This is a genomic window from Pseudovibrio japonicus (assembly GCF_014651595.1).
In the GTDB taxonomy this organism is placed as follows: domain Bacteria; phylum Pseudomonadota; class Alphaproteobacteria; order Rhizobiales; family Stappiaceae; genus Pseudovibrio; species Pseudovibrio japonicus.
Genome location: NZ_BMXE01000001.1, coordinates 299,446 through 312,616 on the forward strand (window position 1 = coordinate 299,446; position 13,171 = coordinate 312,616).

The 13,171-nt window shown below is 53.6% G+C and carries 10 protein-coding genes; 1 reads left to right on the forward strand and 9 read right to left on the reverse strand.

Annotation, left to right across the window (positions count from 1 at the left end):
• Window positions 1-1,268 precede the first annotated feature (1,268 nt).
• Window positions 1,269-1,760 carry a CreA family protein gene (locus IE076_RS01225; RefSeq protein ID WP_244649591.1) on the reverse strand — a complete coding sequence of 164 codons (492 nt, stop codon included), beginning with the start codon at window positions 1,758-1,760 and terminating at the stop codon, window positions 1,269-1,271.
• A 236-nt stretch (window positions 1,761-1,996) separates the two neighbouring features.
• Between IE076_RS01225 and IE076_RS01230 the strand changes: the two genes are divergently transcribed.
• Window positions 1,997-3,226 (forward strand): DUF2865 domain-containing protein, encoded by a 1,230-nt coding sequence (locus tag IE076_RS01230; RefSeq protein WP_189434647.1) that lies wholly within the window; start codon window positions 1,997-1,999, stop codon window positions 3,224-3,226.
• Here IE076_RS01230 and gltX read toward each other — a convergent pair.
• The 8 genes from gltX to IE076_RS01270 all read right to left on the reverse strand — a co-directional run bounded on the left by gltX (window position 3,189) and on the right by IE076_RS01270 (window position 13,152).
• Window positions 3,189-4,553: a glutamate--tRNA ligase gene (gltX, locus tag IE076_RS01235; RefSeq protein ID WP_189434648.1), complete on the reverse strand. Its 1,365-nt coding sequence runs from the start codon at window positions 4,551-4,553 to the stop codon at window positions 3,189-3,191. The genes IE076_RS01230 and gltX overlap by 38 nt on opposite strands.
• A gap of 131 nt (window positions 4,554-4,684) precedes the next feature.
• The gene (locus tag IE076_RS01240; RefSeq protein ID WP_189434650.1) at window positions 4,685-5,905 is read right to left on the reverse strand and encodes an MFS transporter; all 1,221 of its coding nucleotides are present in this window, start codon (window positions 5,903-5,905) and stop codon (window positions 4,685-4,687) included.
• Between the two features lie 124 nt (window positions 5,906-6,029).
• Window positions 6,030-7,697 carry an NAD+ synthase gene (locus IE076_RS01245; protein WP_189435566.1) on the reverse strand — a complete coding sequence of 556 codons (1,668 nt, stop codon included), beginning with the start codon at window positions 7,695-7,697 and terminating at the stop codon, window positions 6,030-6,032.
• A 257-nt stretch (window positions 7,698-7,954) separates the two neighbouring features.
• Complete coding sequence (locus IE076_RS01250; RefSeq protein WP_209008745.1) at window positions 7,955-8,479, reverse strand: response regulator; 525 nt, start codon at window positions 8,477-8,479, stop codon at window positions 7,955-7,957.
• A gap of 162 nt (window positions 8,480-8,641) precedes the next feature.
• Window positions 8,642-10,012, reverse strand: a complete 1,371-nt coding sequence (locus IE076_RS01255) for a class II 3-deoxy-7-phosphoheptulonate synthase (protein WP_189434652.1) — start codon at window positions 10,010-10,012, stop codon at window positions 8,642-8,644.
• Window positions 10,013-10,364: 352 nt separating this feature from the next.
• The gene (locus IE076_RS01260) at window positions 10,365-10,991 is read right to left on the reverse strand and encodes a gamma-glutamylcyclotransferase family protein (protein ID WP_189434654.1); all 627 of its coding nucleotides are present in this window, start codon (window positions 10,989-10,991) and stop codon (window positions 10,365-10,367) included.
• A 101-nt stretch (window positions 10,992-11,092) separates the two neighbouring features.
• Window positions 11,093-12,472 carry a glutathione-disulfide reductase gene (gor, locus tag IE076_RS01265; RefSeq protein ID WP_189434655.1) on the reverse strand — a complete coding sequence of 460 codons (1,380 nt, stop codon included), beginning with the start codon at window positions 12,470-12,472 and terminating at the stop codon, window positions 11,093-11,095.
• 164 nt (window positions 12,473-12,636) lie between these two features.
• Window positions 12,637-13,152 carry a DUF2059 domain-containing protein gene (locus IE076_RS01270; RefSeq protein WP_189434657.1) on the reverse strand — a complete coding sequence of 172 codons (516 nt, stop codon included), beginning with the start codon at window positions 13,150-13,152 and terminating at the stop codon, window positions 12,637-12,639.
• Window positions 13,153-13,171: the final 19 nt, after the last annotated feature.

The window sequence follows — 13,171 nt, forward strand, 5'->3', positions numbered from 1 at the left end:
TGGTTCTGAAAAACTGAGAGTTTCGGAATGCGTAGGTGCGCCCTTTGTGCTGCCTTTTTCTTCGCGTGAATTTCGTAACGCAGGAGAAATTCTCTTAGTTGACCCGCTGACAACTGGACGAAGATGCAATTGTGCTTTTCCGTGCAGACTGCTCATATTTACGAATACTAGGGCGAACCAACTTTCAACTACAAACTTTATTGTGAATACAAATACGTAATTTTATCAATTTGAGATTGCATTGCACTAGTCTCCATCGTGTTGCGACGGTCTGCCGTATCGGCTTCTCATTGCAATCTTAGCTCCACTTCAATGTACCTTTATGGAATGGAAACACAGTCAATGTTCTGGCGCTGGTTCGTAAAAAAAACTTTTTATTACAAAGTGATAAGTGCGCTGAAACTCTGGGGTGTTTATGCAATTGTCTTACAATTTGCTTCCCGTGGAATTCTACATGGGATGCTTGCAAAATTCTGCGTGTTTGCATTGGCCGTTGCCTACGCGTGGATCATATCAATACTCATCTCGATATTCTACGACATCGATTCCAATTTTGCGCTTAGCAACACTCTCTTTCTAGTGTTTATAGCTCCAGTATTCTTGTGGAGCGGAGCTTTGTCTATTGAGCTATTTACAGTGGCAATACGCGCTCGAAAAAATCCTTTCCCTTGGAATAATTTCTACAGTGAGAAATTTAGCAAGGAAGTACAAGAGTATATCAGTTGGGTGCGGGAGCAACAGGGTCACTAATTCAACAAGCCTGAGATTTTTCGAAAAACTTATCCCCCTCACCCCAATCCGCCCCTATTCTGAATCCCGTGCCCACGCATTCGGGCAGGGATGGACCGTCCGTCCCTCGGCGTGGGTGGGGTTGGGCTACCGGCATGAGGTAACGTATCGTGTCGGGAGGTCCGGTGAAGCGTCCCCTTTTGAGACCGCAGTGGTATAGGGGGAATGAGATCGTTCCGAAGGGCGTCCGGCGGTGGCAGGAAACTGCCAATGGCACAGCAATGTGTCAGTCACGTCTGTTCGAGAAGGAACCCGCGCGTTCATGATAAAAGGCCCGGGCGAGGCGAGCAGCCAATGCCGAAGACTCATATCTAACAAGTAGCGCAGGCACTGCCTGCTTGCCTTGCTCCACCCGTTTTCTCGGAAGTTTAACGCAAACACCGCCGGGATTGCCCAGCGGTGCTACAGGTGGTTGAGTGGCTGACGGCCGAAACACTTACCTTGCCGAAGAAACGAACACCACGCATCCGGCAGGCGTATTAGTCCTCCAGATAGTCAGCACATTTTTCCGGTGCCTGATTGCCCCATGGCATGATTGGAACCGTGGAGGTGGAGTTCTTTGGGCTGCCTTCAACCAGTTTGTCGGAGTAGACCAGATAGACCAGCACGTTTCGCTTGGCATCACAGCCGCGGACGATGCGCATTTTTTTGAAGAACAGGGAGCGACTTTGACGGTAGACTTCATCGCCCTGCTCGAATTTTTCTTTGAACTTGATCGGGCCTACCTGACGGCACGCCAACGAGATGTCGGAGGTTTCTTCTTCCAGTCCGAGCCAGCCGGAGAAGCCGCCCTTTTCCGGTACGGTGAAATGACAGGCCACGCCTTCGACTTCCGGGTCATCCAGTGCGTAGGTTGCCAGCTTGTGGTCCGGGCTCATGAACTTCCAGACGGTGGATTTTTTGAAGATCAGATCCGGGGACTGAGCATGCGCAACTGTTCCCAGCGCTCCGAGCGCTATTCCAAGCGCCATACATGCGGTGCCCACCGATTTAAGAACTGACTTTCCGAACGTCGACATGTGCAAGGCCCCTCCCTTTGCAAAGAAACAATTTGAATCACAGTCGATATAAGCTGTTTTTTGATCGCTGCCAGCAATAGAAGAGGAGAAATTTGCAAAACCTAACGGAAACCATTGGTTTTGCCCCAATAAGGCCATAGAATACCTTATCTCTATGACAACTCTGACTAAACCTAGTATTGCGGGCTATGACCATTTCCAGACTTTCTTTCGCTCAATCATGCGCAGTGGCGGCTTTTGCCCTTGGTGCATCCGCTGTATGGACCGAGACTGCCTTTGCGCGCCCGTTGGTGTGTGATCAACTGGAAACGGAATTTGTTGAGCTTTCGCAGCAGCTGGAAAACAGTGGCGCTTCCGATAACAGCTGGCAGAACGCTTATAACGAACAGCTGATGCATATCCAGAATGTGGAATCCCAGATGTTCAACTTTGGCTGTGACGGGTCTTTTGGTCCACCACAATGCCAGCAGCTGAATGGTTCGCTGCAACAGATGAACGAAAATCTGATCTATCTTGATAGCCAGAGGCAGCAGGAACTTTATTCCGGCGCACAGCAGAACAGGCTTCGGGAAGTCGAACAGGCACTCACAGACCTGAACTGCGCGGGCATCCCGAACGGTCAGATCCAACAGCAGACGCCTCCACCGGGACAAGCCAATCAGCAATTTCAGCCACAAGCACCGGTGCCAGGTCAGCCCAATCAGCAGTTTCAGCCGCAAGCACCAGTGCCAGGTCAGCCCAACCAGCAATTTCAGCCGCAAGCACCGGTGCCAGGTCAAGCCGATCAGCAGTTTCAGCAACAGACACCTCCACCAGCGCAAGCCAATCAACCGTTGCAGCTGGAGCCTCGCTCAAGCGCGGGCGTGACCAGTGGCGGTCAACAGTACGCGACCATGTGTGTTCGGAAATGTGACGGATATTATTTCCCGATCAATCCAAATTCCAGTGCTGACGATCTGGCGGAAGATGAGGAGATTTGTCAGGCGCTGTGTCCAACTCAGGACACCGAGCTTTACGTGTTTCAGGTTCCTCAGGAAACTCCCGCACAGATGCGCTCCTTGGCTGGTGCACCTTACACCTCGCTTGCCAACGCCTATGAGTTCCGGCAGCAGAGCAACCCGGCTTGTTCTTGTGACGCAGCAGGTGGGCAGCCCGGCGGCCAGTTGCCCGCAACTGCCTTGCCATCTCTGGATCAGGCGATCCCGGGCAGTGATCTGGAAGACCTGACACCGGGCGCAACTGCGACCTATCCTGCTATTCCACTGGAGAGTGAGCGGCGCCAGACTGCAGATGCAATAGAGGCCCAGAGTGACAACTCTGAGCCTCCACTTGTGCAACAGAAATTTGTGCCTCACGAGGTTGAGCCTCGTACAGGTCCTATCAGGAAAGTCGGTCCAAAGTTCTTTCCCGACCGATAAGCGGTAGCATGTTCTTCAGGTCTGGTCCGTGGGCCAGACCTGTGATTGCCTTACGCAGTGGCATAAACAGGCCTTTACCTTTGCGGCCAGTCTCACCCTTCACGGCCTTGGTCCACTCCCCCCATGTGGCTTCGCTCCACGGCTCTTGCGGCAGCAGATCTTTGGCCTGAGTGATGAACTCCTTGTCTTCCTCGGCAATGTCCGGGGTGACTGAGCCCACTACCAGCTCCCACCACTTCTTAGCATCACTGACAGTAGAGCAGTTTTCTTTTACCGCTTCCCAGAACGCTGCATCCCCTTCAACACCATCGGCCTGCAAACGCGCGGCAACATCAGCAAAGCTCATGGAGTGCACAAGTTTTGCGGTCAGGTGACCCACATCTTCCGGGTCAAACTTGGCAGCAGACTTAGAGATGCCGGAGAAGTCGAGCATGTCTGCCAGAGCTTCCATGGTCGGCGCTGGTTCAACTGCGTGGCTAGTGCCTGTGAGCACGGCAAGGGAGCAAACAGCCATTGGCTCGTAGCCCTCTTCACGCAAGGAGCGGATGGAGAGTGCGCCTGAGCGTTTGGATAAGCCCTCGCCTGAGGCGGTGGTCAGCAGGTTGTGGTGACCGAACTCAGGAACTTGTGCCCCCAGTGCTTGGAATATGGCAATCTGTACACCGGTGTTGGCAATATGGTCTTCGCCGCGAATTACGTGGGTGATGCCCATATCCGCATCATCCACGATGGATGGCAGGGTATAAAGGTATGTGCCGTCTGCGCGGACCAGAACCGGATCAGACAGGGAGGCAAGATCAACAGTCTGACGACCACGGATTACATCGTCCCAGTGAACTTCGGTTCTGACGAAGGAGAATGCATCATTTTCCGCGTGGTTTGGCAGTTTGAAGCGCCAATGTGGTTTGCGGCCTTCTGATTCATACGCGGCGATCTGCTCGTCAGTGAGCTTCAGGCCAGCACGGTCATAAACAGGGGGACGCCCCAGAGCACGGGCGCGGTTGCGGCGGCGCTCAAGTTCCTCAGGTGTTTCATAACACGGGTAAAGGAGGCCAGCTTCTTTCAGCTTGGCAGCAGCTGCATCATAGAGGGCAAACCGCGCGGATTGCTTTTCCACGCGATCAGGGTTGATGCCCAGCCACTTCAGATCTTCTGCGATGCCCAGAGCATACTCTTCTTTAGAGCGCTGAATGTCGGTATCGTCGTAACGCAGAACGAAGTTGCCGCCCTGCTTTTTAGCAAAGAGATAGTTGAAAAGCGCCGGGCGCACATTGCCGATATGGATGTGACCAGTCGGAGATGGCGCGAAGCGAACAGTAACACTCATGGCTGAGCCTTCTCATCAATAAACAAGTTTGACACTCGGGTATCGCGTTGGCAGGTACGGGTCAACCAGCCAATCTGGAATACCTACGGAATATCTCGGGTTTTGTTTTGACCTAACGGCTCTTGTTAGTGTCAGGCCGGAGAGCGCACCAGCATCAATTGCGGCTTTACGGCAAGCAAAACCAAGCCAAGGCCAAAGCAATAGACGCTGGAGAAGGCAAACTGGGTGTCCAGATCAATGCCGTGATCCAACAGGACGCCCATGAGGCCGGGAGCCAGTGCGGAGGCGAACACCATCATGGCGGAGAAGACGGCACGAATGGAGCCCAGATGGGCCGTTCCATACAGCTCTGCCATGACAGCGGAGGCAATAGCGCCCCAGGACCCAACGGTCATGGCAAGGATGGCGAACGCAACCGGCACGAAATACTCCTCACCGGCAAAGGCGAACACAAGCACGCTAACGCCCAGAGGCACAACCGAGAGCGGGAGTAAGGAGACTGCGGAGAAGCGGTCAATCAGCATACCGGCAAGCATGGAAAACACAGCACCAGCAGCTGCATAGAGTGGCAGATAGGACGGAAGGACGGTGCGCTCCCAGCCCTTGGCTTCCATGAAATGGACCTGATGGAACATAAGGCCAGTGACAAGGAACGGGACAGCAAGCACTGCGACCATGACCACCCAGAAGCGCCAGTCGGCCATGACCTGCTTTATGGTCCAGCTAACTGCAGGGCCTTTTGATCGAGACGATTCAAGCGGATTTTCGGGCGTGCGGTCTTTCCTGAGTGTCAGGTAGGCCAGAGGAAGAAAACACACAAGAAGCGTGATGCCTGCTGCGGACCACAGGTCTCGCCATGACAACACGGCCATCAGGGAAACAGCTGCCAGTGGAAGCAGTGCTTCGCCAGCCATGTTGCCAAATGAGGCGAGGCTCAAAGCTTTGCCGCGTGAGCCATGGAACCAGCGGGACATGGCAGTGAGAGAGGTATGCGGCAGCATCCCCTGCCCGAACAAGCGCAAACCGTAGAGGCAAATAGCCAGTAATATAAGGGAGTTATGCCAGCTCATTAAGAAACTGAAACCGGCAAGAATGACTATTGCAGCGCAGCCGACGACTACGGGGCGATAATAATCGACCACTCTGCCCAGATAGATCAGCGTGGCGGCACTTGCCAGCGTGGCAAACATATAAATGGAGCCGAAGTCACCATGAGAGAGGTTATAGGTCTCGCGGATCTGGGAGGAAAATTGTGCAATGAAGAACGTCTGGCCAAAGCTGGAGCCAAAGCCGAGCAGAAACCCGCCCGCGACCCAGCGCAGGTTGCGCTGGATAAAATCAAACAAAGTCATAGACTTAACCTAAAAAGTGTAGAAAGCGATTCAGGCAAGGCGGTGTGCTTGCCTGAACACGAGAGATCAAGTCCAGCGTGCGGCTTGCTGGTTCTTAAAGTAAGATCTCAAGCCGCGCGTCACTCTAGGTTCGATCCCGGAAACGGTTGGTGATTGGGTAGCGACGATCACGCCCGAAGTTTTTAAGTGTGATCTTGACGCCCGGCGCAGCCTGACGACGTTTGTACTCCGCAACGTAAAGAAGGTTTTCGACTCGGTGGATGGTTTCTACAGAGTGGCCGCGCTTCTTGATTTCGTCAAGGCTCAACTCCTGCTCCACCAGACAGTGGAGGATATCATCCAGAACATCATATTCAGGCAAGCTGTCCTGATCGGTCTGGTTTTCGCGTAGCTCTGCAGTAGGAGCTTTGACGATGATGTTGTTGGGGATCACCTCACCTGCCGGGCCCGTAACACCTGCCGGATGGTGTTTGTTGCGCCAGTCTGACAGGCGGTAGACCTCGGTTTTGTAAAGGTCCTTGATGGGGTTGAAGCCGCCGTTCATATCGCCGTAGAGGGTGGCATAGCCGACTGACATTTCTGACTTGTTGCCCGTGGTCACGACCATGGCGCCAAACTTGTTGGAGACTGCCATCAGGATCACACCACGGGACCGGGACTGGAGGTTTTCCTCGGTGACACCGCTTTCGGTGCCTGCAAATACACCGGCCAGCGTCTTCTGGAAGCCCTCAACGGGTTCGGCGATTGGAATGGTGTCGTACTGCACGCCAAGAGCATCGGCGCAGGCTTTCGCGTCCTTGATGCTTTCCTCGGAGGTGTAGCGGTATGGTAGCATGATGCAATGGACACGATCTGCACCCAGCGCATCAACGGCCATTGCAGCACAGATGGCGCTGTCAATACCGCCGGACAGGCCCAAAACCACGCCGGGGAAGCCGTTTTTGTTTACATAGTCTTTGAGGCCAAGGACGCAAGCAAGCCAGTCCGCTTCCTGTGTGTCTGGCATTGGAGCGATGCGAGTTGGCTTTGCAAACCAGTTTTCGTCTGCGTCCCTCTTGAAATCGAGGTATTCGGTATCCTCGATGAATTGCCCTAGCTGCATGGCCAGTGAGCGGTCATGATTGAGCACGAAGGAGGCACCATCAAAGACAAGCTCATCCTGGCCGCCGACCTGATTGCAATAAACGAGTGGCAGGCCGGTTTCGACAACCCGGGTGAGCATGAGTTGCATGCGCTCGTCCATCTTGTCGCGGTGATAAGGAGATGCGTTTGGTACCATAAGGATCTCGGCACCGGTCTCTGCAAGACACTCGCAGACTTCATCCGTCCAGGTATCTTCACAGATCGGAACGCCGATGCGCACACCGCGGAAACCCATTGGGCCAGGATTTGGGCCTGCATCGAAGACGCGTTTTTCGTCGAAGACGCCGTAGTTTGGCAGGTCGACCTTGCAGCGCACGCCTTCGACTTTGCCGTTATCGAGCAATGCAACTGCGTTGTAGAGTTTCCCGGCTTCTGCCCATGGCAGGCCAACAAGGAGTGCGGGACCGCCATCTGCGGTTTCGCTGGCCAGCGCTTCCAGTTCACGCTTGCACGCCTCAACAAAGGATGGTTTCAAAACCAGATCCTCTGGCGGATAGCCAGCCAGAAATAGTTCGGAGTACAAGACCAGATCAGCGCCTTGCTCGGCAGCCAGCTTTCTGTGGTGCCGGATTTTTTCAGCGTTACCGGAGATATCACCAAGGCAAGGGTTGGCCTGAACAACGGCCAGGCGGAACTGGTCTTTAATCATCATATAAACTTCAAAGGCTTTTAGTGCGTATTGCGCTCATTTTCTATTTACGCCCCACGCTCTAAATATCAATTTGAATGCGCATCCTGCTCCGAGAACCGAAATGGCTTGTCGAGGATACGCACTGGGTGAAAGGGGTGGCCCCAATTGTTTCGAGCTTGAATCTCTGTGCTTCTCATGTACAGCGTTTTTTCGCCCGAGAAAAGCCGGTCTGTCACATAGTGGCGCCTTGCAGGAAAGGATTCACAGACGCCGTCTCAGTCAGAAGATCTCTTCTTCACTGCACCGGAATCTTTTGCTTTTGCCATAACATCCAGATGTTGCTGCAGCCGTGTACCCATTGGTATCTGAGCCATGTCTCTGGCCTGAATGGGTTCATCACCCTGCATGACGATGGCCTTGAGGCGGTCATAAAGGATTGCCGGGGCAATTGGCTTAGCGAGGAAATAGTTCACACCGGCATTGCGGGCGGCAACAACCACCGACCGGCGGGCATCTGCGGTGATGACGATCACGGGAGTCTTGGCGATATCGGAATCTTCGTCCTGCCGCACGATGCGCAGGAAATCGTTGCCGTCGATTGGGCGCATGATCCAGTCGCACAGGACGATGTCCGGTCTGCGGTCGAGCAGGATTGCGATGGCGTCGGCACCATCGGCGGCCTCATAGATCGAGCGCACGCCAAAGCCGGAGACCATGGTGCGCAGAATGGAACGCATGAAGTTGTTGTCATCCACAATGAGGATGGAATAGCCAGACAACAATGAATCGCTCTGAAGCAACAAACTCTCCCTGAGGGCGCCAACCCTAGAAACACATCGAGGTCCTGAAAACGGGAGCACACTGTTACAATTTCTGTGTGCTTCACATACGGGTTTCTATCAAAAAAATAGGGGTCGCACAATGTGCAACCCCTACTCTCAATTTGAATACTCTAGATAGAATTATGCGTTTACTGCAACGCGAGAGTCAGATTCTTTTCTGAGATTCTCTGCGATTGTAAACGCAAGTTCCAGAGCCTGATCCGCGTTCAAACGTGGATCACAATGGGTGTGGTAACGGTCGCCAAGCTGATCTGCTGACAGTGCACGCGCGCCACCGGTACATTCAGTCACGTTGCGGCCTGTCATTTCGACGTGGACGCCACCTGCGTGTGTGCCTTCAGCGCGATGAACCGCGAAGAATGCTTCCACTTCACCCAGAATGCGTTCAAACGGGCGGGTTTTATAACCGTTTGCGGTGATGGTGTTGCCGTGCATCGGATCACAGGACCAGACCACTTTCTTACCTTCACGTTCAACCGCACGGATCATGGCCGGCAGGTGCTGGAACACCTTGTCGTGGCCGAAGCGGGTGATCAGTGTCAGACGACCTGGTTCGTTCTCTGGGTTGAGAACGTCAATCAGCTTGATCAGCTCTTCAGGATCAAGAGATGGGCCACACTTGAGGCCGATCGGGTTCTTGATGCCACGGAAGAACTCAACGTGTGCGTGATCGATCTGGCGTGTGCGGTCACCGATCCAGAGCATGTGGCCGGATGTTGCATAGTATTCGCCAGTGGTCGAATCGACGCGGGTCATAGCCTGTTCGTAGCCCAAAAGCAGTGCTTCGTGGCTGGTGAAGAACTCGGTGGACCGCAGCTGCGGTGTGTTATCCGGGTCGATACCGCATGCGCGCATGAAGGAGAGCGCGTCAGAGATGCGATCTGCCATTTCCTGATAGCGGTGCGCCTGCGGGCTGTCTTTCACGAAACCGAGCATCCATTGATGCACGTGATCCAGATTAGCAAATCCACCTTGTGCGAACGCGCGGATCAGATTGAGCGTTGCTGCTGACTGACGGTATGCCTTCGCCTGACGTTCAGGATCAGGAATACGCGACTTTTCAGAGAACTCAATGCCGTTGATGATGTCACCGCGGTAGCTTGGCAGCTCAACACCGTCGATCTTCTCGATATTGGAAGAACGAGGCTTGGCGAACTGACCAGCGATACGGCCAACTTTTACAACTGGTTGCTGTGCACCATAGGTGAGCGCAACAGCCATTTGCAGGAAGACCCTAAAAAAGTCGCGGATGTGATCAGCGTGATGCTCTGCAAAGCTCTCCGCACAATCACCACCTTGCAAGAGGAATCCACGCCCCTCGGCAACATCAGCGAGCTGCGCTTTCAACTTGCGCGCCTCACCTGCAAACACGAGCGGCGGATAAGATGCGAGGCGACTTTCAACGTCAGCCAATGCTTCCTTATCTGGATAGTCCGGTACCTGCGCGATCGGTTGTGACCGCCAGGAATCCGGTGTCCATTTCTCCGCCATTTTGTAACTCCATTAGTACGGGATGCTGCGAGCGCGCCCTATGCGCTTACAATCGCAGCGTTTATTCGTTCGAGCCGTTTTCATTTTCAGACAAACGCCCAGAAAGGCTTATACACGCCACCTGTTTATCTGACTAGGGGTACGTATACGTTGATTTATCGTTGTCGGTTGAGGACACCTCAGTTTTTTTGGTTCCTATGACAATCCATCAAAGCACACATCTGGGGCGCTACTATATTCCAACTTGCCCAACAAATTTAGATAAATATTTCGAGCCGCAATTTCAATGCGCTGATGAAGACTTGTGCAAAGATACATGATGCCTTCACAGGCAGCCAAAACGAACCTTGTTTCAGCGCGTTAAATATTGAGCATTCACTGATTTGAGCAGATCATCGATGGTAGCAGTAAGCGTTTGGGAGAGAACAACTGCACGCGGGTAAACCGGCTCTGCGCGGTCGGTTAGTATTGGTACACGGTCCCAGCCATCGGTAGTTTCAACGAAGTGCTCCAGCCCCTCCTGCCCCCATAACCGATGAAAGCCTGCCATGACGCAATCCACGTAGCTTTGCAGGATCGGGTGCTCTTCATCTCCCCAGTAGGCATGCTGATCCTGCGCCTGATAGAGGAAGGTATCTGAGGGCATCTGCCTGCCGCAGTCCGGCAGGAACCTGTCCTCCTGCAATGACTTTCGCGAATAGTGCCACTCGCGTTTGTCCAGAGCTGGCAGGTTCGCTTTTGTGTCCAGCACCATGGCGCCACGGATCACGGAGTCCTCATCGCGCCGTACGCCCAGTGCACACTTGCTCATTCCAGCAAAGCCATCATGACCTGCTTTGCCTTTTGAGCAAGCGCGCCATTCCCGTTTCCATCCACTCAGTTGCCCGGCAATAACTGTTGTTCCAGCAGGCAAGGTTTCTTCATTTACGAGTGAACCATAGCCAAAGTAGCAAATCTGGTCGGTGGAGAGATCAGTCACGGGTCTTCCTATTAAACTCTTGGGATGGCGAGGGTTATACACCACAAAGAAAAAAGCTGCCAGCGGGTGCCGACAGCTCTTTCAAGAAAATGGTTTCAGATTTAATTCTTGCGGATCCGCTCGGATGGTTCGCGCATTGTCACCAGCTCTTCAGCAGCCGTTGGGTGGACGGCAATCGTGCGGTCATAATCCGCCTTGGTTGCCCCCATTGTCAGCGTGACACCGATAATCTGGATCAGCTCACCGGAGTCCGGGCCCATGATGTGAACACCAAGGATCTTGTCATTGTCCGCGTTCACCAGCATTTTGAGGAACATTTTGCCCGGCTTTCCGGAGAGCGTGTTCTTCATCGGGCGGAAGGAGGAGGTGTAGACATCAATGTTGTCGAAACGCGCCTCAGCTTCTTCCTGTGTCAGTCCTGCGGTCCCAATCTCAGGCTGCGAGAACACAGCCGTCGGGATCAAGGAGTGATCCACATGCCATTCCTTCTTGCCATAAGTGCTGTCAGCAAACGCATGGCCTTCGCGGATCGCAACCGGTGTCAGGTTCGCGCGATTGGTCACGTCACCCACAGCAAAGATGCTTGGTACAGAGCTCTGGCTTTGCGGGGTAACCACAATGGCACCTACTTTATCGAGCTCAACACCTGCTTCTTCCAGTCCAAGACCGGCGGTATTCGGACGGCGACCGATGGCGTACAGCACCTGATCGGCTTCGATCACTTCACCTGCATGGGTGGTGACCGTCAGGCCGCCCTCATGCTTCACGATGGAGGAGATGGTGGACTTGGTTTTGACCGTGATGCCCTTTTCTTCCATCTGCTCATGGAGGTTGGTGCGCAGGTCCATGTCGAAACCGCGAAGGATTTCTTCTCCGCGATAAAGCAGCGTGGTTTGAGAGCCCATTCCATTGAAAATGCCTGCAAACTCAACGGCAATGTAACCGCCACCTACAACCACGATGCGTTTTGGCAACTCGGAAAGATGGAAGGCTTCGTTGGATGTGATGGCGTGCTCACAACCGATCATGCCAGCATCGACGTTTGGTGTGGCGCCAACAGCTACGAGAATACGCTCAGCTGTGATGAGCTGACCGGTGGACAGCAGACGAACGGAGTTTGGGCCTTCGATGACAGCGCGGCTGTCGTGCAGTTCCACACCGGTGTTGTCGAGATTGCGGCGGTAGATGCCTTCCAGACGGGTAATTTCCTTGTCTTTGTTCTCAACAAGCTTGCCGAAATCAAAAGTTGGCGTGCCGTTCAGGCTCCAGCCATACCCATCAGCATTTGCAAATTCCTCTGTGAACTTGGAGGCATAGACAAAGAGTTTTTTGGGAACACAACCGCGGATGACGCAGGTTCCGCCGTAGCGAAACTCTTCGGCAATACCAACACGGGCACCATGGGTCGCAGCGATGCGCGCGGCGCGTACACCGCCAGAACCGGCCCCAATAACGAAGAGATCGTAGTCGAAATTAGTCATAACAGCCCACCTTTGTTTGCAATAGACCCTTATGCAGCGACGCTTCGTTACGCCCTAAGGTCTTATTTTATAAAAGTTAGGCACAGACTTGGGCCAGATGCGCCCGAATTTCAAGGGGCGCATCTGATCTAACTGTTCATTTTGGTTTGCGATTTCGTGATCGCTTATTGAGCGCCTGCTTCTGCGAGTTTCTTGCGCGAAATCGCAACCATATCGGTGCTGATGACGTCGCTCCACTGCTTTGCGGCACCGATGGTCAGTGCTGAAAGTGTACCGGACATATTCGCCAGATGCTGACCTGTTTCGGAGTTGTAGAAGGCCGAGATTTCATTGAGCTCTGCTTCGGAGAAGCGACGTGCCCATACTTCGTAAATCACACGGTCCAGCTCCTTACGGCGTGCGATAAGTTCAACAGCAGCTTCATTTACAGCGGTGTCAATCTCCGCGCTCATGGCCGGGTTGGAGCGGATGAACAAAGTACGGGTCCGTTCAGCAACATCTGGAAGAATATTGTCGAAGTTCTCGATAGACCTTGTTGCACGGACAGCAGCTTTTGCAGCTTCGATGTGACTTTCAGAAATGGATGTATCCTGAGCCATTACCGGGCTGGAAAGCAGCGTACCAGCGACAACCAGTGATGCCACACCTGCAATTGCTGCAGACTTGAACTTAGTGAGCATAAAATGGCTCCCCCATATT